This window comes from Micromonospora sp. NPDC002717, assembly GCF_040295705.1.
Lineage (GTDB): Bacteria > Actinomycetota > Actinomycetes > Mycobacteriales > Micromonosporaceae > Micromonospora.
On record NZ_JBEOVW010000001.1, the window covers coordinates 280,184 to 300,918 of the forward strand.

The window sequence follows — 20,735 nt, forward strand, 5'->3', positions numbered from 1 at the left end:
AGATTGGCCACGACGACCGCCAACGCGATCGACAGCAGCGCCACCACCGCGTACGGGGCGCTCACTTCGGGCCCGCCGATCCGGGCCACGGCTCGCTGAGGATCGGCGGCACCGGCACGCCGCGCTCCCGCAGCAACGCTCCGAGCGCGCGGGCGGCGGGACCGAGGCCGCGCCCGCGTACCCAGGCGGGAACCGCGGCGACCAGGCGGTCCGGGCCCTCGGGCAGGAGCAGGCACACCGACTCCAGCACCCGCCCCTGTTCGCCCCGGCGCACCTGGAGCAGCACCTGGAGCGCGGCGGCCACCTGGGCGTGGAGCGCGGGGCGGGGCAGCCCACCGAGCATCCCGAGCGCCTCCAGCCGGGCCGGCACGTCGGAGGGGGCGTTGGCATGCAGGGTGCCGGCACCGCCGTCGTGACCGGTGTTCAGGGCGGCGAGCAGGTCGACCACCTCCCCGCCCCGGCACTCGCCGACGACCAGCCGGTCGGGCCGCATCCGCAGTGCCTGCCGGACCAGGTCGGTCAGCCCGACCGCGCCGGAGCCCTCCACGTTGGCAGTTCTGGCCTGCAACCCGACCACGTGCGGGTGCCGCGGGTGCAGCTCGGCCGCGTCCTCCACCAGCACGATCCGCTCGGTCGACGGCACCAGCCCGAGCAGTGTGTTCAGCAAAGTCGTCTTGCCCGATCCGGTGCCGCCGGTCACCAGGTACGCCAGCCGGGCCGCCACCACGGCGGAGAGCACCGGCGCCATCGGCCGGGGCACCGTCCCCTGGCGTACCAGCTCGTCGAGGGTGAACGGCCGCTGCCGGAACGTCCGCAGGGACAGGTAGGGACCGTCGGTCGCCACCGGCGGCAGCACGGCGTGCAGCCGGGTGCCGTCGGGGAGCCGGGCGTCCGCGTACGGCGAGCCGTCGTCGAGTCGCCGGCCGGCGCTGGCGGTGAGGCGCTGGGCGAGCCGGCGTACGTCGTCGACCGTGCCGATCGGCACCGCGACCTGGTGCAGGCCCTGCCCCCGGTCCACCCAGACCCGGACGCCGTTGACCAGCACGTCGGTGACCTCCGGGTCGGCCAGCAGCGGCGCGAGGGGACCGGCACCCACCAGGTCGTCGTGCACGCGGTCGGCCATCCGCAGCAGGGCGGTGTCGCCCAGCACGGCAGCGGTGGGTTCCGCGCGTACGGCGGACACGATCGCGGCGGGGGTGACCGGGGTCGCCGCGGCCGCGATCCGCTGCCGCACCCGGGAGGCGAGGGTGTCGCCCTCGGACGGTCCGGTCATGCCGCATCCGCCGTGGGCGTGCCGGTCAGGTCGGCGACGATGCGCTGGCAGAGGGCCGCCAGCGGCCCCCGGCCGTGGGCGGCCGGTGCCTCGCCCCGCTCCAGCCCACGAGCCAACGCCGGCTCCGGCCGCAGCGTGCCGGCGAGCGGCAGCCCGAGCGCGCGGGCCACCTCGGCGGCACCGAGCCGGCCCGGTGCCGGACCGCGCACGATCACCGACATCGCCGCGCAGTGCGGTGCGGCGGCCGCCACCACCCGGGCGGCCGCGGCGGTGGCCCGCAGTTCGGCCGGTACGACGACGAACACCTGGTCGGCCGCCTGGAGTGCGGTGACGGCCGCGTCGTCCAGTTGCCGGGGCAGGTCCACCACCACGAAGTCCCGGCCCCGCCGGGCGGCGTCGACCGTGGCCGCCATCGCCTGGGCGGGCAGGGCGAGCAGGTCGCCCCGGTCCCAGGAGAGCACCACCAGGTCGCCCCGGCTCGGCAGGGCCCGCACCAACGCCGGCGCGTCCACCCGGCCGTCGGCGTCAGTCAGTGCCGGCCAGCGCAGCCCCTCCAACTGCTCCCAACCCAGCACCAGATCGAGCCCACCGCCGAGCGGATCGGCGTCGACGAGCAGGGTGCGCAGCCGGGCACGGGCGGCCGTGACCGCGAGCCCGCCGGCCAGGATGCTCGCCCCGGCGCCGCCACGCCCGCCCAGCACGGCGGTGATCCGGGCTACGCCCCGATCGGCGCCCTCCGGCCCGCACTCGGCGAACCGGTCCACCAGCCACGGCTCGGCGGCCGGCAGGACGGCCACGTGCTCGGCGCCGATCAGCTCGGCGACCTGGAAGCCGGGATCGGGCTCCCCGGACCGGCCGACCAGCACCATCCGTGGTCGCTGCGGCAGCCGCGCCCGCAGGCACGGCTGGGCCTGGTCGGCGCCGACCAGCACGAGCGGGGCGGGCAGCCAGCGGGTCCGGGCCGCCGCCGGGTCGGCGGCGAGCTCCACCTCGACGCCGCCCGCTGCGGCGAGCCGGAGGAGGTCGTCGAGCAGGTCGCCGTCCGAGGTGACAAGCAGCGGCAGTCGCCGGTGCGGCGGGACGGAGGTACGGGTTGGCATCGCGGCCTCCAGCGGTCGGGCTCCGGGGTTGCTGACCCGTGACCCTGCCCGCGATCCGCCACCGGACGCCGCCCCACGGCGCCAGCCTGTGGACAACTTCGGCGCCTGTGGACAGCGCCCACCGCGCGAGTCGATCTGCTATGTCCGTCGCCCCCCGGCACGGCCCCTGTCGTCCGCCGCCGCACGATCCGCCACCGTGACCGACGACCGCGTGGAGCTTCTCGGCCGGACGCGGAGGCGGGCCGACGCAGACCACCCGAATCGACCCGCCCCGCTGCACGACGCCCTGCCAGGGCTGGTCACCGCCGTGCAGGCGGTCGACGACGCGCCCCGTTTCCGGTTCTCTGGATCGCCACCACCAACCTCTTCAACCGGTTGAACGCCACGACCCGACAGCCCCCGCTGCGGCACGCCGCGGATCTGGGGCTGAGCGGGCGCCGACAGCAGCGAGGTGCGGCGGCGCCCCCGCCGCGGCGCCCCGAAGGTCGAGCGACAGCCGGCCGTGGTTGGCGGTTCGGGGTTCGGGGTTGACAACGCCACTGCACCGCCCCACGTAAGTCCGCACGGCCGTTGTTGATCCCCCTTGCGGGGGAGCCGGTTGGTTCCCGGGCGGGAGGTTTCGGACCCGGGGCTGCGCTGGAATCAACGCATGAGCTCGATGAAGTCCCCGAAGGCCGTTTGGTTCGGAACTGCTGCGCTGACCCCCTACATCCTGATGAAGACCTACTGGGCGTTCGGCGGGAACGCTGGCCGGCCGGCAGGGGACCTCGCCGACTCGCTGCGCGCCAACGGTGCGCCCGAGGCGCTGGTGTGGCTGGAGCAGCATGGGATCGACTTCACCGTGCTGGGCGCGCTCGGCGGGGTGCTGCTGCTGACCGCGCTGACCCGGCCCTGGGGCGAGCGGCTGCCACGCTGGACACTGCTCGTCCTGGGCGGGGCAGGCGCCGTGGCCCTCACCCCCTACGGCCTCGCCACCATGATCGCCGCGGCCGTCGGCTTCACAGTCGGCGACGCCGAAGGCTGGTCCCCTTGGGTCGGCTACGTGGGCGGACTCGCCTTCGCCGGCCTTGGCCTCTCACTTGCCCTCTGCACCCGCTCCTACCAGCGCCGCACCGGTCCCCCGGCCATCCTCGCCCATTCCTGAGCACGCCAACGCCACCTGGCTGGTCACCGACGGTGCAGCGGGGCGTGGGCCACGAGCAGGCGTCTACGACGCTCAATCGTTATACGCACACCCCGGACGACTGTGCGGCTCGAATCCTGGATGCCACGCCGCTCGCTGCGCAAAGGGACGACCCCCGTCGGGGGGAGACGGGGGTCGTCGGGAGGTTCGGCTCCGGGGGGGTCGAGCCGAACCCACTCAGCGGTCACGGGGGGTGCAACCGCCGAGGGCCTGTCTGTTGTGCGAGATGTGAACGCTCGTCGTGCCGACCAGTCTGCCTGAGCGGACCTGTATACGTCGAGTGGTGTCACCTCCACTCCCTGCAAATTAAACTCCGCAGAGTGTGACGGACGTCACGATGAGCGAGGGCGATGTGGTCTGCCCGCAAGTCCGAGGGGTCATCGGACCCCGGGCACCCGACGACCATAGACCATCCGGCTAGACTTGCGCGCCGTGGGCCGAAGTGCCGCTTTCTTCGATCTGGACAAGACCGTCATCGCCAAGTCGAGCGCCCTGGCGTTCGGTCGGCCGTTCTACCGGGACGGCCTGATCACCCGGCGTGACGTGGTCAAGTCGGCGTACGCGCAGCTGATGTTCCGGCTGGGCGGCACCGACGAGCAGACCATGGCCAAGACCCGGGACTACCTCGCCACGCTCTGCAAGGGCTGGCAGGTGGAGCAGGTCCGCCAGATCGTCGCGGAGACGCTGCACGAGCTGATCAATCCCTACGTGTACGCCGAGGCCGCCGCCCTGATCGAGGAGCACCAGGCTGCCGGCCGGGACGTCGTGCTGGTCTCCGCCTCCGGCGAGGAGATGGTCCGGCCGATCGGCGCGCTGCTGGGGGTCACCGACGTGATCGCCACCCGGATGGGCGTGGTGGACGGCCGCTACAGCGGCGAGGTGGAGTTCTACGCGGCCGGCCCGAGCAAGGTCGAGGCGGTCAGCGAGCTGGCCACCCGCCGCGGGTACGACCTGGCCGACTCGTACGCCTACTCCGACTCGTACAGCGACCGGCCGCTGCTGGAGTGCGTCGGCCACCCCTCGGTGGTCAACCCGGACCGGCAGCTGCGCAGGCTCGCGGTCGAGAACTCCTGGCCGGTGCTGGAGTTCCGGCACCCGATTCCGCTGGGCCGGCGGCTGCGGGAACGCCCGGCCGTCCCGGTCGCCGCGGCGGCGCTGGGCGTGGGCGTCGGCGTGGCCATCGGCATCGCCTGGTACGGCCGTCACCGCCGTACCCGCGCCACCCCCGCTCCCGCCTGACCGGATCCGGGCCCATGCGCCCCGGACCGAAGCGACCCGAGGCGTCGAGGCGATCCAGGCCGGGCGGGGCGGGTCAGGCGGCGGCGAGGATCTCGTCGCCGATCGTGGTGAGCTGGTCGGCGCCGACCTCCACGGCCGACATGTAGTGCCGCAGCCAGGACCGCAGACCGTCCGGGGTGCCGGTGGCGAAGGCACCGGCCGAGCCGACGTACTCGGGCTCGCGCTCGCGGTGGCCGACGTCGACGGCGAGCAGGCCGCGCGGGTCGAGCCCGCTGGACAGCAGCACCAGCCGGGCGGCGCCGCGGGCCACCACCCCGGACGGCCCGGCGAAGGGGCGCAGGTTCAGCAGCTCGCCGTGCACGACGGCGGCCAGCACCAGCGGGGAGACCTTCGTGCCGCCGGCGACGAGCCCGGCCAGCCCGTCCAGCCGCGCGGCGACCACCGGGTCGGCCACGGGCCGGCCCAGCTCGGCCTCGGTCACCACGTCCCGCGCGGCGAGCACGTGCAGCTTGGCCAGCGCCTGCCGGGGCGCCTTCGGCCAGAGCTCGCTCAGCCCGGGCAGCGCCCCGGCGACCCGCAGCGCGCCCTGAACCACCGGCTCGGTCACGGTTCCGGCGCGGACGGCCTCGCGCTCGTGGGCGTACCCCTCGAGGGCGGCGCTGGCGACCGCGGACCGGAGGCTGACCTCGGCCGCGACCTGGCCGCCGTGCCGGCGCAGCGCGCGGTGCCCGAGCGCCTGGTCGAAGCGCTCGCGGGCCCGCTCGACGGCGGGAGCGATGTCGGCGAGCGCGAGCAGCGGGGCGAGCGGGTCAGCGGTCACCCCGTCACGCTATCGACTGCGCGACGCGACCCGCCGACGAGCCGTCGGGGAGCGACCGCCGCCACCCCCTCGCTTGTGGTGGCAGGGGCCTTTCCTCGACGGAAGGCGCCGACAGGGTGCCCCTTTTGGCATCCGGGTGGCCGTCCGGCGCGCGGCGGGGGCCGCTCGGCGCGAGTTGGCCGGACCGGCAGCCGGACGACGGGGGGTCCCGACTAACCTCGTGCGGGAGACGCAGGTCACCCCGAACGACGAGGGAGCACGGCATGAGCGAGGCATTGGCCAATCTGTTGAACGAGACACGCCAGTTCCCGCCGCCGGCAGAACTCGCCGCGAACGCCAACGTCACCGCAGACGCGTACGCGGAGGCCGACGCCGACCGGCTGGCGTTCTGGGAGCGGCAGGCCGGGCGGCTGGCGTGGGCGCGGCAGTGGGACCAGGTGCTCGACTGGTCGAAGCCGCCGTTCGCGAAGTGGTTCGTCGGCGGGCAGCTCAACGTGGCGTACAACTGCCTGGACCGGCACGTCGAGGCCGGCCTGGGCGACAGGGTCGCCATCCACTGGGAGGGCGAGCCGGGCGACACCCGCACCATCACGTACGCCGACCTGCACAAGCTGACCTGCCAGGCGGCGAACGCGCTGACCGACCTGGGCGTCACCGCGGGCGACCGGGTGGCCATCTACCTGCCGATGATCCCGGAGGCGGCGGTCGCGATGCTGGCCTGCGCCCGCATCGGCGCGACGCACAGCGTGGTCTTCGGCGGCTTCTCCGCCGACGCGCTGACCAACCGGATCCAGGACGCCAGCGCCAAGGTGGTGATCACCGCCGACGGCGGCTTCCGCCGGGGCAAGCCGTCCGCGCTGAAGCCGACCGTGGACGAGGCGGTGGCCAACTGCCCGTCGATCGAGCACGTGCTGGTCGTGCGGCGCACCGGCGAGGAGGTCGCCTGGTCGACCAAGGACCACTGGTGGCACGAGACGGTGGAGACCGCCCCGGCCGAGCACGCCGCGCAGCCGTTCGACGCCGAGCACCCGCTGTTCATCCTCTACACCAGCGGCACCACGGCCCGCCCGAAGGGCATCCTGCACACCACTGGCGGCTACCTCACCCAGACGGCGTACACGACCCACGCGGTCTTCGACCTGAAGCCGGAGACGGACGTCTACTGGTGCACCGCCGACATCGGCTGGGTCACCGGGCACTCCTACATCGTCTACGGTCCGCTCTCCAACGGCGCCACCCAGGTGATGTACGAGGGCACCCCGGACACCCCGCACAAGGGCCGGTTCTGGGAGATCGTCGACAAGTACAAGGTCAGCATCCTCTACACCGCCCCGACGCTGATCCGCACGATGATGAAGTGGGGCGAGGACATCCCGGCCGGCTACGACCTCTCCTCGCTGCGGCTGCTCGGCAGCGTGGGCGAGCCGATCAACCCCGAGGCGTGGATGTGGTACAGGCAGCACGTCGGCCGCGGTGAGCTGCCCATCGTGGACACCTGGTGGCAGACCGAGACCGGGTCCGTCATGATCTCGCCGCTGCCGGGCGTGACGGAGGCCAAGCCCGGCTCCGCGATGACGCCGCTGCCGGGGATCAGCGCCGACGTGGTGGACGACCAGGGCCAGTCGGTGCCGAACGGCGGCGGTGGCTACCTGGTGCTGCGCGAGCCGTGGCCGTCGATGCTGCGCACCATCTGGGGCGACGACAACCGGTTCATCGAGACGTACTGGTCGCGGTTCGAGGGCATGTACTTCGCCGGGGACGGCGCGAAGCGGGACGACGACGGGCACATCTGGCTGCTCGGCCGGGTCGACGACGTGATGCTGGTGTCCGGGCACAACATCTCCACCACCGAGGTCGAGTCGGCGCTCGTCTCGCACCCGTCGGTGGCCGAGGCGGCGGTGGTCGGCGCGACCGACCCGACCACCGGGCAGGCCATCGTCGCGTTCGCCATCCCGCGCGGCGCCACGGACACCTCCGGCGAGGCGGGCGAGAAGCTCATCGCCGACCTGCGCAACCATGTGGCGAAGACCCTCGGCCCGATCGCCAAGCCGCGGCAGATCATGCTGGTGCCGGAGTTGCCGAAGACCCGCTCCGGCAAGATCATGCGCCGCCTGCTGCGGGACGTGGCCGAGAACCGGTCGCTCGGCGACGTCACCACGCTCCAGGACTCGTCCGTGATGGACCTGATCTCGTCCGGCATGGGCGGCGGGAAGTCCGACGAGGACTGACGGCAGGCGTACGACCCGATGGGTGGCGGTCCCGCGCGGACCGTCACCCATCGTCATTTCTTACGGGTAAACGACGGACCGGATGCGCCCTGTCACATCAGTCGGTCGGGGGAACCGGGAGAAGCTGAACGGACACAGGCGGGCGCGGACCCCTGTCCTTCGCCTGATTTCTGATTTAGGTTCACGCAGGCCGAGTCGGTTCGATGGACGTCACATCGATGGGAGGCCGGCCGGCTTCCTCCCTCCCCATGCCCGAGAAATGGAGCGGCATGAACAGAAATCCGCAACCCGGGTCGCGTCGACGCCTACTCGTCGCGCTGCCCGCCATCGCCCTGGCGGCCACGTCACTGACCGTGACTGGCAGCTCGGCGGCGGCACAGTCCGGCCCCGCCCGAGCCGTCATCGGGGCGGACGAGTACTACATCAACTACGCCGAGCCGGCCGTCCAGCCGGACAGCACCGGCCGCGAGGTCAAGGGCAAGGGTGGTGTCTACGCCCCGGCGGTCGAGGCGGCGCGGGCCTACGACCGCAAGTTCGCCCGCGGCAACCCGGTCACGGCGCGGGAACTCGCCAGGACCGAGGCCGAGGCGATCAAGACGGGCAAGAGCCCGCGGCAGATCAAGCAGGCCAACGGCACCCAGACGGCGAAGCTGCTCACCCTGCTGGTCGAGTTCAACGACCAGGCCAACGACGACTTCACCGACGTCATGGTTCCCAAGACGGTCTTCGAGGACCGGAGCTGTGTCCCCGGCACCGTCCAGAACGGACCCCTGCACAACAACATCCCCAACCCGGCGTCCCTGTCGCGCGAGGACAACAACTCGATGTGGGTGCCGGACTTCTCGCCCGCGCACTACGACAAGATGCTCTACACCAAGGAGGGCATCACCGAGCGGGTCCGCCCGGACCTGACCGGGCCGGACGGCAAGCCGGGCATCAGCCTGGCCGGCCGGACCATGCACAACATGTACCTGGAGATGTCCAAGGGCGCGTACACGGTCGACGGGCAGGCCAGCCCGTGGATCAAGGTGCCGCACTCCGAGGGCTGGTACGCGGCCTCCCGCTGCTTCCAGGACGAGAACGGCAACTGGGTCGCCGGCCGCGAGCAGGCGATGAACGGCCACCCGGACAACCCGCAGGGCGCGGGCCGGCTGGCCACCGACGCGATCGCCACCCTCGCGCAGATGGACCCGAACTTCCCGTGGGCCGACTACGACATCGAGGACCAGGGCGACCGCGACGGTGACGGCAACGTCTTCGAGCCGGACGGCGTGATCGACCACCTCGTGCTGGTGCACGCCGGCCAGGGCAAGTCCCGCGGCGGCGGCGCCGAGGGCATCTACGCCGTCTGGGCGCACTCGTCGTCGATCGCCGGCGGCTACACCATCCCCGGCACCAACCTCCAGGTGTCGAACTACATCGTGCAGCCGGAGGACGCCGGCGTCGGCGTCTTCGCCCATGAGTTCGGCCACGACCTGGGCCTGCCGGACCTCTACGACACCTCGGGCAACGCCGACTCGGACGTCGACTTCTGGGACCTGATGGCCTCGGGCTCGCACTCGGGTGAGATCTTCCAGGCGCTGCCGACGCACATGGGCCTGTGGGACAAGTGGGTGCTCGGCTGGGCCGACCCGCTGACCCTCGCGCCCGGCGCCGACCCGCGCTCCGTGCAGCTGGGTCAGACCTCGCGGACCCCGGTCGGCACCAAGGACGGCATCAAGATCAACCTGCCGAACAAGGTGATCACCCTGGCCACGCCGCACAGCGGCGAGAAGATGTGGTACACCGGCGCCGACCAGGACTGGGCGGACGTCAAGATCGCCCGCCAGGTGGCCGTGCCGGCGGCGGCCGACGCGAAGTTCTGGATGTGGAACAACTTCGTCATCGAGGCCGACTGGGACTACGGCTTCCTCGAGGTCTCGACCGACGGCGGCGCCACCTGGGCCGAGCAGAAGGTCTACGACTCGACCGGCAAGCTCGTCACCACCAACGACGGCTACGCCGACCCGAACGGCCGGATGGTGGACTTCGGCAACAAGAAGTACGGCCTCACCGGCAGCACCAACGGCTGGCGGCACGACTACGTCGACCTGTCGGCGTTCGCCGGGCAGACCGTGCAGGTCCGGCTCCGCTACGCCACCGACGAGGCGTTCGTGGAGCGCGGCTGGTTCGCCGACGACTTCTCGGTGACCGGCGGCGGCGCCACCACCTGGAGCGACGACGTCGAGAGCGGCACCAACGGCTGGACCGCGACCGGCGGCACCTTCGTCGACACCACCGGCCCGGGCTGGCGCATCGACAGCGGCACCTCGACCCAGGCGCACTACTACCTGGCGGAGTGGCGCAACTTCGACGGCTTCGACAACGGCCTGAAGTACACCTACGACACGGTGTACTCGCACGAGGCGTGGAAGGTCGACAAGGTCTCCTACAACGCCCCGGGCATGCTGGTCTGGTACCGGGACACCGCGCTCGGCGACGTCAACCACGTCACCGGACAGCTGACCTCGCTGCCGAGCTACGGCGCCAAGGGTGGTCTGCTGATCGTCGACTCGCACTTCGACCCGTTCCGCCGCACCGGCGAGGCGGCCGTCAAGGACCCGTCGGTGCTGGACAACCTGCCCAGCCGGCCGCAGTCCGCCAACGCGGCCTTCTCGCTCAACCCCACGTACCCCTTCCGGGAGTGCCTGGAGGCGGAGGACGAGCCGTACAGCGAGTACTGCACAAACTTCCCCGCGCAGCCGGCGGTGCCGGCCTTCACGGACGCCAAGGGCTGGTACCCGGGCATCGAGATCCGCGACGGCTCGGCGTACGCCCGGGACAGCGACGCCTCGGTCGTCATCCCGTCGAAGGGCAACGCGCCGTACACGACCCGGGTCACCAACCCGGACGGTACGCCGGCGCCGGCCTACTACGGGGTCACGCTGGGCGGCGGCGCCATCGTGCTGGGCACCGGCAACCCCGGTGACCAGGGCGTGGCCTACGGCGTCACCATCACCATCAAGCGCACCGCGAAGGACAACTCGTACGCCACGGTGTACGTCACCCCGGCGACGAACTGACCCGAGGGTCGGCCGACGGGACACACGGCGGGGCCCGTCCGGAGCACACTGCTCCGGGCGGGCCCCGCTCGTCGTGTGGTCCGCGATCCGCGCCGACTGTGCTGTGACGATTTCCGACCCCTGGGCGCTCCCCGAAGGGGACTTCATAACTCCGGTCACGCAAAGTGATCGTGGCCAAAACGTAACGTGAACCGACGTCGGTTCAACGCGCCCTTTGGTCGGCATTTATGCGCATATGCAGGTCGCCGGACGCGATCCCACCAGGTATTTGACCCGTGACAAGCGCGCGTCCCCTCTGCCAGGGTGAGTGGCGCATCACATGACAGCCGCGGCTTCGGCCGCGCTCGTCATGTAACAGATCCACAAAGGAGGAGGACCTTTGAGGAGACGAGTCACAGCCGGTCTGGCCTCGGCCACGGCCGCGCTGCTGGCGGCGGGAGTCGTGTCGGCGCCGGCCTCCGGCGCACCGGCCGCGGACCCGGCCCCCGGTTCCGACAAGGCGAAGCACCGCAGGGACAACCTCCCCGATCCGAAGGCGGATCAGCAGCGGGAGCTCCGGAAGAAGGCCATCGCCGACCTGCTCTCCGGCAAGGCCAAGCTTTCCACGCGCAACGGCTCGAAGGTCATCCAGGTCAAGGACGACCTGTTCGTGGAGTACCAGCAGGCCCCGAAGACCGACCCGATCTTCACGATGCTGGTCGAGTTCGGCGACCAGACCGACCCCCGGACCGGTGGAGCTGCCGGCCCGGTGCGCAACCAGATCGCCGAGCCGGACCGCAACTGGGACGGCAGCTCGACCGACGACAACAGCACGCTGTGGCGGCCGGACTTCAACCGCGCGCACTACCAGGACATGATGTTCGGTCCGGGTGAGTCGATGCGGGACTTCTACCTGAAGCAGTCCGGCGGGCGCTACACCGTCAACGGCGACGTCAGCGACTGGGTCAAGGTTCCGTACAACGAGGCCCGGTACGGCAGCAACGCCATCTCCGAGGCCGACGGGTACTGGAACTTCGTCAAGGACACCGCGACGGCCTGGTACGAGTCCCAGGTCGCGGCCGGCAAGACGCCGGAGCAGATCAAGCAGTACCTGGCCCAGTTCGACATCTGGGACCGGTACGACTTCGACGGCGACGGCGACTTCAACGAGCCCGACGGCTACATCGACCACTTCCAGGCGGTGCACGCGGGCGAGGGCGAGGAGGCCGGCGGCGGCGCCCAGGGCGAGGACGCCATCTGGTCGCACCGCTGGGCGGCGTTCCCGAACCTGGCCGGCAGCGCCGGTCCGGGCGAGAACAAGGCCGGTGGTGTCCAGATCGGCGACACCGGCATGTGGATCCGGGACTACACCACGGAGCCGGAGAACGGCGGTCTGGGCGTGTTCGCCCACGAGTACGGCCACGACCTCGGTCTGCCGGACCTCTACGACACCGCCGGCGGCGACAACGGCGTGGGCTTCTGGAGCCTGATGTCCTCCGGTTCGTGGCTGAGCCACGGCACGGACGACATCGGGTCGACCCCGGGCTACATGGACCCGTGGTCGAAGCTGTTCCTGGGCTGGCTGAACTACTCGGTGGTCGAGGAGAACAGCGGCACCACCCGGGTCACGCTCGGCCCGGCCGGCGACAGCGACGGGCCGAAGGCCCAGGCCGTCGTCGTCAACCTGCCGGCGCAGACCCAGACCACCAGCTACAACACGCCGTTCGGCGGATCGTACGAGTGGTGGGGCGGCAGCGCGGACGACCTGAACACCACGCTGACCCGCCAGCTCGACCTGACCGGTGCGACGTCCGCGTCGATCACCGCGAAGGCCTGGTACGACATCGAAGAGGACTACGACTACCTCTACGCCGAGGTGTCGACCAACGGTGGCGCCACCTGGACCCCGCTGGCCAACTCGTTGGTCGACGCCGGTGAGACCGGGGTCGACGGGTCGACCAGCGGCGCCTGGGTGGACCTGACCTACGACCTGTCCGCGTACGCCGGGCAGACCGTGCAGTTCCGCTACCGCTACCAGACCGACGGCGGCGTGCACCTCGCCGGCGCGTTCCTGGACAACGTGTCGCTGGTCAAGGGCGGCGCCGTCGCCTGGACCGACGACGCCGAGACGCTGGCCGCCGAGTGGACCGCCAAGGGCTTCACCCGGATGGGCGGCTCGGTGACCGACACGTACCCCCGCTTCTACATCGCGGAGAACCGGTCCTACTTCGGCTACGACGACACCCTGCGGACCGGCGGGTACAACTACGGGTTCAACAACACCCGCCCGAACTGGGTGGAGCGGTTCTCGGTCCAGCCCGGCATGCTGGTCTGGTACGTGAACTACGCGTACGGCGACAACAACACCTCGGAGCACCCGGGCTACGGCCTGAACCTCCCGGTGGACGTCCGGCCGAACAAGATCAACGTCGGTGGTCAGGGCACCATCACCAACCGCCGCAACGGCTTCGACGCCACGTTCAGCCTGTACGCCAAGCCGGCGCAGACCTTCCACCTCAACGGTGTCCCGGTCACGCTCCCGGCGCTCGACCCGAACCCGGTGTTCTCCGACAGCGGGGCGAACAAGTACTGGACGTCCGGCAACCCGTGGAACTCGGTGAAGCTGGCCGGTTCCGGCACCCGGATCGAGATCCTGCAGCAGGGCACCAACCCGACCGACGACATGGTCGTGAAGGTCAGCAACTGACAATCGGGTTACCCGTGGGGCCGGTGGCGGTGACGCCACCGGCCCCACTTTTCGCGTACGTGACCCGGTCCGATCGAGAACGATCTCTTCCGTCCCATCGGGGACCCTATGCCCCTGCTCATGATGGTTGATGAACGGCCGGGATGTGACGGTGAAAAGCATTCCCAACAAAACCTTGCAACAAATAGACGAGCGCATCTTCCCAGGGGTCACAGGAGTGTCTATGTTCACCATTGGTCCCACTAGTGGGATCGATCTCCACCGGCCCTTACCCCCGTTGGGCCGGTTCCCTCACACCGGAGGTACCACGTGCGCAAAGTCGCAGTGGGTCTGCTCGGGCTTTCGCTGACGGCGACGGGACTGGCGGTCGGCACATCCGCCAGCGCCGCGCCGCAGCCGAAGTTGCCGACGGCCGCTCCGTCGGTCGCCGAGCCAGCCCATGCCGACCACGACCTGCCGAACCCGCTCGAGGACAAGCGTCGCGCCCTGCGCCAGGAGGGCCTGAGCGACGTCCTCTCCGGCCGGGCCAAGGCGCAGAAGATCAACGGCAGCACGGTCGTCAAGGTCGGCAAGACCCAGGCCGAGGGGGCCACCGCCCGCTCGACCCGGGCCGGCGCCGCCAGCCAGATGGAGGACCAGTACGTCGAGCTCGCCCGCGAGCAGACCGACCGGATCTTCGTCATCCTCGCCGAGTTCGGCAACGAGCGGCACCCGAGCTACCCGGACCAGGACACCGACCCGGCCATCGCAGGGCCGACCCGGTTCGACGGGCCGCTCCGCAACGAGATCCCCGCCCCCAACCGGGCGGTGGACAACTCCACCGTGTGGCAGGCGGACTACAACGCCGACTACTACCGCAAGCTCTACTTCGGCACCAACCCCGGTGACGAGTCGCTGAAGCAGTACTACGAGGCGCAGTCCTCGGGCCGCTACAGCGTCGAGGGCACGGTCACCGACTGGGTGAAGGTCAGGTACAACGAGGCCCGTTACGGCCGGTCGGACGACCCGAAGGCTAACGACGACCCGACCGGCGATCCTGCGGTTTGCTCGGACAACGTCTGCACCAACACGTGGGCGCTGGTCCGGGACGCCGCCAACCAGTGGGTCGCCGACCAGAAGGCCGCCGGCCGCACCGACGCCCAGATCGCCGCGGACGTCAAGGCGATGGACCAGTGGGACCGGTACGACCACGACTCGGACGGCAACTTCAACGAGTCGGACGGCTACATCGACCACTTCCAGATCGTCCACTCCGGCGGCGACCAGGCCGACGGCGACCCGTACCAGGGCGAGGACGCCATCTGGAGCCACCGCTGGTACGCCTTCGCGTCCGACCAGGGTTCGACCGGCCCGGTCAACTTCCCGGCCGGCGGCACCCAGATCGGCAACACCGGCGTCTGGATCGGTGACTACACGATCCAGCCCGAGAACGGCGGCCGGAGCGTCTTCTACCACGAGTACGGCCACGACCTCGGTCTGCCGGACGACTACAACGTCGTCAACGGTGGGGACAACAACAACGAGCACTGGACCCTGATGGCCCAGAGCCGGCTCGGCGCCAAGAACGACGCCGGCATCGGCGACCGCGGCGGCGACCTGGGCGCGTGGAACAAGCTCCAGCTCGGCTGGCTCGACTACGAGGTGGTCGTCGCGGGGCAGCAGCGCACCCTGAAGCTCGGCCCGCAGGAATACAACACCGACGAGGCCCAGGGCGTCGTGGTGGTGCTCCCGAAGCGGGAGTACAGCTTCGACAACGGCAAGCCGTTCGAGGGCACCAAGCAGTTCTTCTCGGGCAACGAGGACGACCTCAACAGCACGATGACCCGGACGCTGGACCTCACCGGGAAGTCGTCGGCGTCGCTGTCGATGAAGGGCCGCTACGACATCGAGGCCGGGTACGACTACCTGTTCTTCGAGGCGTCGCTCGACGGCGGCCAGACCTGGACGGCGCTGCCGGGCACGGTCAACGGCCAGCCCCTCCCGGAGATCTCGCCCGGACGTCCGGCCCTGGACGGCAGCAGCAACGGCGAGTGGGTCGACATCAACATCCCCATGGACGCGGCGGCGGGCAAGGTCGCGCAGTTCCGGCTGCGCTACCAGACCGACGGCGGTGTCTCCGAGGGTGGCTTCTACGGTGACGCCGTCACCGTGACCGCCGACGGCCAGACCGTCCTCTCCGACGGTGCCGAGTCCGGCGCCGCCGGCTGGACGCTCGCCGGTGGCTTCGAGGTCGCCGAGGAGACCTACACCCGGGAGTTCGACAACTACTACATCGCGGGCACCCGGCAGTACATCTCGTACGACAAGTACCTGAAGACCGGCCCGTACTTCTTCGGCTACGCGAACACCCGCCCGGACTACGTGGACCACTACGCGTACCAGGAGGGTCTGCTGATCTCCTACTGGAACACCCGCTGGGCGGACAACGACACGTTCGAGCACCCGGGTGAGGGTCGTAACCTGATCATCGACGCGCACCCGCGGCCGATCTACAACCTGACCGGGCAGCCCTGGCGGGCCCGCGTCCAGGTCTACGACGCGCCGTTCAGCCTGAAGAAGGCCGACTCGTTCACGCTGCACCTCAACAGCCAGCCGCAGTACATCCGTGGCCAGGCCGCGCAGCCGCTGTTCGACGACACCCAGCAGTACTGGTACCCGGAGCTGCCGAACCACGGCGTCAAGCTCCCGGCCACCGGCACCAAGATCAAGGTCCTGGAGAAGGACGGCCTCTACACCAAGATCCGCATCTCCTGATCGCCTGATCACGCACCACCCGCACCACGCGATGCCCGGGCAGGCCACCTGCCCGGGCATCGCCCGTTTCCACGGACGCCGGCCGACGACCGCCCCATCCGCCTCGACGAGGGCGAGGAGCTGCACCGTCCCCCGACGTGGCCGGCGAGCGATCCCGGCCACGTCGGCCGGGGTCGGCGGCGGAGCCGGCCGGCACCGGGGTCCTAGGCTGTCTGCCATGACCGAGCAGCGTGGCGGACCCGTCGACGAGTCCTGCGTCCTCAGCGAGGGGCCGTGGACGCACCGGTTCGTCGGCGCGAACGGCAGCCGGTTCCACGTCGTCGAGTCGGGCACCGGCCCGATGGTGCTCTTCCTGCACGGCTTCCCCGAGCACTGGTGGGCCTGGCACGAGATGCTGCCGGCGGTCGCCGACGCCGGGTTCCGCGCCGTCGCTGTCGACCTGCGCGGCTACGGCGCCAGCGACAAGCCGCCCCGGGGGTACGACGGCTACACGCTGGCCGCCGACATCGCCGGGCTGATCCGGGCCCTCGGCGAGCGCTCCGCGACCGTGGTGGGCACCGGCATCGGCGGCATGATCGGGTGGACCGTGGCGTCGTTCCACCCGTCGCTGGTCCGCCGGCTGGTGGTGCTCGGCGCCCCGCACCCGCTCCGGCTCCGGGCCGCCATCTTCGCCGACCCGCGCGGGCAGTTCGCCGCCTCCACGCCCACCCTGAAGTTCCAGCTGCCCCGCTACGAACACGTGCTCACCCGGGACGACGCGGCGGCGGTGGAGGAGATGCTGCGCCGCTGGGGCGGGCCGCGCTGGGTCCACGGGCCGGACTTCGAGGCGTACGCCCGGCGGTGCCGGGAGGCGATGCGGATCCCGCAGGCGGCGTTCTGCGCGCTGGAGGGCTACCGCTGGGCGTTCCGCTCGGTGCTCCGCCTGCACGGCTACCGCTTCGTCCGGCTGATGCAGAAGCCGCTGATCACCCCGACGCTCCAACTCCACGGCGCGCTCGACCAGGCGTCCCTGCCGCGCACCGCCCAGGGCTCCGGCCGGTACGTGGTGGCGCCCTACGAGTGGCGGCTCCTGGACGGCGTGGGGCACTTCCCACACATGGAGGCCCGCGAGGTGGTGCTCGGCGAGATCCTGCGCTGGGCGAAGTCCTGACTCCGACCCGCTGCCGCGCGCGGCTCCGACCCGCTGCCCGCGCGGGCCTCAGACCCGCTGCCCGCGCGGGCCTCAGACCCGCTGCCCGCGCGGGCCTCAGACCCGCTGCTCGCGCAGGTCGGCGACCTCGGCGGCGGGCGCCCAGCCCTGGTAGACGCCGAAGTCGAAGACCTCCAGCCCCATCGCCCGCGCGACGGGCCAGCGCCCGCCGGTGTACTCCACCCGCAGCCAGCCGTCGTGCTCGCCGAGGACGATGAACGGCTGCCCCTGCCAGGTGCAGGTCGTCCGCACGTACGCCAGGTCGTCGACCTCGGTGGCCGGGACCACCCGCACGTACCGGCCGGGGCGTACCTCCTCGAAGCCCTCACCCGACTCGGGCTGGTAGAGCCGGACGTCGTCGCCGTCCGGGCTCGCCTGGAACTCCCGGCCGCGCCAGCGGGCCACGTAGCCGTCCCGGATCACTGCGCACCGACCTGTCGCCACAGCAGCGCGTCGGTGTCGAGGATGGCGACCACCCGCTCCGTACCGTCCGCGCCGATCCGCCAGAGCTGCGCGCCGTGCGGCAGCCGGGCGCTGTCCACCTTGAACTCCGCCACCACGTCGCTGCCCTCGCCCGGGGCGAAGCCGTTGCCCCGGAACGGCGGGCGCTCGATGACCCAGCCCTCCATGGCCCGCATGGCGGCCTCGCTCTGCCCGCCGTACGGGATCCGGTAGAGGCTGGGTCGGTGCGCCGGCCAGCGCAGCACGTAGATCTCCTCGGCGTCCCGCGCGAACGGCGAGTCGGGGTGACCGAGGCCGAGCGCGTCGTGCAGCTGCGCCGGGGTGTTCAGGTGGGCCAGCTCGTTGGCCCGGTGCACGAAACCGGAGACCCGGTCGTAGCCCCGCTCCAGGTAGTACGCGAGCTGGCTGGGGGCGACCGCCTTCTGCATCACGATCGGCCGGGCCGGGTCGGGTGCCGCGTAGCGGGGGCGGTTGACCGGCTCCTCGACGGGGGCCGCCGCCTCGCCCTCGGTCCCGGCGTCGTCGCCGAGCCCCACCTCCGCCGCCCAGTTGGCCAGCGCGAGGATCTGCTCGCCGGGCAGCTTCGCCCCGACCGGGCTGCCCGGGTTGACCGCGAACGACCAGGAGGCGTCCGGCCACCGCCGGATCAGCTGGACGAACTTGACCTCGATGGTCTCGGCCGCCGCGTCGGCGCACTCCGCGAGCCGCTCCGGCGAGGTGTGCACCACCACGAACGTGTCGCCGTCCAGCTCCTCCGTACGCCAGACGAAGCCGGGCTCGCCGGGCCGGCTGCCCGGCGCGGAGTCGGCGGCCACCGGCAGCAGCACGCGGGCCAGCAGCAGCGTGGACAGGAACGTGTCGGTGCTGCCGCTCCCGGCGGCGTCGAGCAGGTTCTCCTCGACCTCGTTGGCCGGCTGGAAGTCGACCGGCACGGGCTCGACGCGGGCCGCCGCCGGCCCGGGCGCGGTGTCGGGCGGCCCGGGCGCGGTGTCGACCGGCCCGGGCGCGGTGTCGACCGGCGCGGGCGCGGTGTCGAGCGGGCCCGGCGCGGCGGCGGGCGGCCGGGACGGGGTGTCGAACAGGCCGGGCGCGGTCTCCACCGGTGCGGCTGTCTCCACCGAACCGGGTGCGTCGACCGCGCCGGGTCCGGTGGCAACGGGGTCGGCGGGGCCGACCGCACCGGCTGCCGTGGCGGTCGGGCCGGCCGGTGCCGTGGCGGCGGGGGCGGTCGGGGCGGGCCGGTCGGGCCGCCGCACCGGCTCGAACAGCGACACGGGTTCCGCAGGGGCATCGTCGGGCGGCCTCGTGAGGTCCCGCGACTCGATGACCGTGCCCTCGATGACGATCGGCGTGAACCCGCGCCGGGGCGCGGGCGGCCCGGAGACCGGCTCCGCGGCCGAGGCCGGCTCCTGCTCCGCGCCGGGCTCCGGCGTGGGCCGGGGGCGCGGCAGGGCCTGCGTCACGTCACCGTCGGGGTCCGGCCGGCGCGCGGCGTACGCCGGTGTGGGGTCGGGGGCGGAAACGCGAAGGTCGCGGGTGACGTCCTCGGCGGACGGGTCCGCCCGGCGCGGCGGCAGCACCTGGGTGCTCTCCCCGCCCGGCACGGCGAAGGCCCGGGTCGGCTCCCCGTCGGCCGGGGCGATCGGGATCGGGTGGGTCGGGCCCTCGGGCACCGGCTCGGCGAGCGGCCGACGCCGGGGGAACGGCTGGCCGCCGCGCGCGAGGCGGGACGGCGGTACGGCCCGCTCGCCGGAGCGCAGCGCCTCCTGCCGCTGGGCGGACGCGCGGCCGGACGCCGGCTCGAAGAAGGACCGGTGGTTGGGCCGCTCCGGGGTCTCGCCGGCGGGACGACCGTTCGTCGGCGAGGACGGCGCGGGGGGCTGGACCGGCCGGCCCTCCGCGCGGTCGCCGAGCGGCACGAACCGGGACGGCGCCGGCCGGTCGGCAGCCGCCACGGCGTCGCCGGCCGCCGGGTCACCCTGCTGCGGGCCCGGCCGGTTCGACGGGTACGCGGGCGGGACGGCGGCGCGGGGCGGCTCCGGCGGCCCGGGTCGGGCGGGCGCCGGCACCCGGCCGGCCGTCGACGCCGCCGGGGGCTCGGGCCGGGCGGCCGGGGCGCCGTTGGCCGGGGCGGTACCGGCCAGGGCGGCCCGCCCCGTGCTGCCGGTGGTCGGCCGGGTCTCCGGCCCGTCGGCCGGGTCGCGACCGGTGGCCTGGGCCCGCACCCGGGCGACCGTCTCCGCCCGTTCCAGGCGGGTCCGCGCACCCAGGGTGCGGCCGGGCAGCCGGACGTCGCCGCGGGAGAGCTGGGAGACGAACCAGGCCGGCAGGTAGCCCTCGACGGGCAGGCCGGGGTTCACCGCCAGCCACCACTCGTGGTTGGGCCAGCCGGCAGCCAGGTCGGCGTACGAGGTGCGGCGGCCGGAGCCCGCGTTCGCCCCGAGGCAGGCCCGCATGGCCGCGGCGGAGGTGAACGCCAGCACGTGGGTACGACCGCCGGTCGTCCAGGTGCCCCAGCCCAGCGGCGCCTTCCCGGCGAGCGCCTCGGCCGAGACCGGCAGCAGCAGCTCGGTCTGGGCCAGGACGCGGAAGTAGAGCTGCTGGTCGTTGGCGCGCAACGCGTCGCGCATCGCCGCTTCGGCGTCGGTGGCCGGCTCCCAGTCGGTCACGGCCACCCCTCCTCCCGCGAACAGGCCATAGGCATCGCGTACAACCTACAAGGTAGAAACAAGATCACAA

General features: G+C 72.2%; 12 protein-coding genes. 7 read left to right on the forward strand and 5 right to left on the reverse strand.

What is annotated here, in order from left to right:
• Positions 1 to 61 precede the first annotated feature (61 nt).
• Positions 62 to 1,273, reverse strand: coding sequence for a TadA family conjugal transfer-associated ATPase (locus ABT006_RS01415; protein ID WP_350701821.1), 1,212 nt, complete (start codon positions 1,271 to 1,273; stop codon positions 62 to 64).
• The gene (gene ssd / locus ABT006_RS01420; protein WP_350701823.1) at positions 1,270 to 2,373 is read right to left on the reverse strand and encodes a septum site-determining protein Ssd; all 1,104 of its coding nucleotides are present in this window, start codon (positions 2,371 to 2,373) and stop codon (positions 1,270 to 1,272) included. The genes ABT006_RS01415 and ssd overlap by 4 nt, the downstream gene beginning before the upstream one ends.
• A gap of 649 nt (positions 2,374 to 3,022) precedes the next feature.
• Here ssd and ABT006_RS01425 point away from each other — a divergent pair.
• Entirely contained in the window at positions 3,023 to 3,517 is a 495-nt protein-coding gene (locus ABT006_RS01425; protein WP_350701825.1) for a hypothetical protein, read from the forward strand.
• 462 nt (positions 3,518 to 3,979) lie between these two features.
• Positions 3,980 to 4,795, forward strand: a complete 816-nt coding sequence (locus tag ABT006_RS01430; RefSeq protein WP_350701827.1) for an HAD family hydrolase — start codon at positions 3,980 to 3,982, stop codon at positions 4,793 to 4,795.
• Between the two features lie 73 nt (positions 4,796 to 4,868).
• On the opposite strand, the gene ABT006_RS01435 is transcribed toward ABT006_RS01430, so the two are convergent.
• Positions 4,869 to 5,615, reverse strand: coding sequence for a Fic family protein (locus ABT006_RS01435; protein WP_350701829.1), 747 nt, complete (start codon positions 5,613 to 5,615; stop codon positions 4,869 to 4,871).
• A gap of 263 nt (positions 5,616 to 5,878) precedes the next feature.
• Here ABT006_RS01435 and acs point away from each other — a divergent pair, with 263 nt between their 5' ends.
• The 5 genes from acs (at position 5,879) to ABT006_RS01460 (ending at position 17,495) form a co-directional block, all read left to right on the forward strand.
• Complete coding sequence (gene acs, locus ABT006_RS01440) at positions 5,879 to 7,843, forward strand: acetate--CoA ligase (protein ID WP_350701831.1); 1,965 nt, start codon at positions 5,879 to 5,881, stop codon at positions 7,841 to 7,843.
• Positions 7,844 to 8,112: 269 nt separating this feature from the next.
• A complete protein-coding gene (locus ABT006_RS01445) occupies positions 8,113 to 10,905 on the forward strand; it encodes an immune inhibitor A domain-containing protein (RefSeq protein ID WP_350701833.1) in 2,793 nt (930 codons plus the stop codon).
• A 379-nt stretch (positions 10,906 to 11,284) separates the two neighbouring features.
• A complete protein-coding gene (locus ABT006_RS01450; RefSeq protein ID WP_350701834.1) occupies positions 11,285 to 13,591 on the forward strand; it encodes an immune inhibitor A domain-containing protein in 2,307 nt (768 codons plus the stop codon).
• A gap of 324 nt (positions 13,592 to 13,915) precedes the next feature.
• Complete coding sequence (locus ABT006_RS01455; RefSeq protein ID WP_350702679.1) at positions 13,916 to 16,345, forward strand: immune inhibitor A domain-containing protein; 2,430 nt, start codon at positions 13,916 to 13,918, stop codon at positions 16,343 to 16,345.
• A gap of 217 nt (positions 16,346 to 16,562) precedes the next feature.
• Positions 16,563 to 17,495 (forward strand): alpha/beta fold hydrolase, encoded by a 933-nt coding sequence (locus ABT006_RS01460; RefSeq protein ID WP_350701836.1) that lies wholly within the window; start codon positions 16,563 to 16,565, stop codon positions 17,493 to 17,495.
• 96 nt (positions 17,496 to 17,591) lie between these two features.
• Here ABT006_RS01460 and ABT006_RS01465 read toward each other — a convergent pair whose 3' ends face one another.
• Positions 17,592 to 17,957, reverse strand: a complete 366-nt coding sequence (locus tag ABT006_RS01465; RefSeq protein ID WP_350701837.1) for a UCP033725 family protein — start codon at positions 17,955 to 17,957, stop codon at positions 17,592 to 17,594.
• Positions 17,954 to 20,665: an SseB family protein gene (locus ABT006_RS01470; protein WP_350701839.1), complete on the reverse strand. Its 2,712-nt coding sequence runs from the start codon at positions 20,663 to 20,665 to the stop codon at positions 17,954 to 17,956. The genes ABT006_RS01465 and ABT006_RS01470 overlap by 4 nt, the downstream gene beginning before the upstream one ends.
• Positions 20,666 to 20,735: the final 70 nt, after the last annotated feature.

Excerpts from the sequence above, each read along its gene's own strand:
- ABT006_RS01415 (WP_350701821.1), bottom strand. The coding sequence starts at position 1,273 with ATGACCGGACCGTCCGAGGGCGACACCCTCGCCTCCCGGGTGCGGCAG.
- ssd (WP_350701823.1), bottom strand. The coding sequence starts at position 2,373 with ATGCCAACCCGTACCTCCGTCCCGCCGCACCGGCGACTGCCGCTGCTT.
- ABT006_RS01425 (WP_350701825.1), top strand. The coding sequence starts at position 3,023 with ATGAGCTCGATGAAGTCCCCGAAGGCCGTTTGGTTCGGAACTGCTGCG.
- acs (WP_350701831.1), top strand. The coding sequence starts at position 5,879 with ATGAGCGAGGCATTGGCCAATCTGTTGAACGAGACACGCCAGTTCCCG.
- ABT006_RS01445 (WP_350701833.1), top strand. The coding sequence starts at position 8,113 with ATGAACAGAAATCCGCAACCCGGGTCGCGTCGACGCCTACTCGTCGCG.
- ABT006_RS01460 (WP_350701836.1), top strand. The coding sequence starts at position 16,563 with ATGACCGAGCAGCGTGGCGGACCCGTCGACGAGTCCTGCGTCCTCAGC.